The sequence below is a fragment of the Fulvivirga kasyanovii genome (assembly GCF_009711405.1).
Classification (GTDB): domain Bacteria; phylum Bacteroidota; class Bacteroidia; order Cytophagales; family Cyclobacteriaceae; genus Fulvivirga; species Fulvivirga kasyanovii.
The window spans coordinates 1-327 of sequence record NZ_SMLW01000045.1 but is presented as its reverse complement, the minus strand read 5'-3'; the positions used below and the strand labels follow the sequence as shown (position 1 = coordinate 327).

Below are 327 nucleotides of genomic sequence, written 5' to 3'. Positions count from 1 at the left end.
ACCTCATCCGGAACTCCCCAATTGCTCAGAAGCAGGCTATTGACACCTGCATATTGAAAGGCCCTGCCCAGGCTCATCAGGCCCTCTCCCTTTTCCAGTTTGCCATACCCTGTATTGCAGGCGCTTAGCACGGCCAGCTCCGAGTTAAGGTTCATGTTGTAGATCTCATAGATATTCAGGTACCCATCTTCGGTTGAATCATTATCGGCAGGAGAGAATTTTAGTTTTGAGTATAACGGGTCTGTATCACTGACCTCTCCATGAAGGGCAAGGTGAAGTATGGAATAGTGCTGGCTCTCCCTTTTGAAATTGGCCTCAGAAGCCAAG

Annotated in this window: 1 protein-coding gene; it reads right to left on the bottom strand. The window is 48.6% G+C overall.

The features are described 5' to 3' along the window. Positions 1-327, bottom strand: a 327-nt coding sequence (locus tag E1163_RS00045) for a CHAT domain-containing protein (RefSeq protein WP_185155857.1), incomplete at both ends; no start/stop codon positions are given.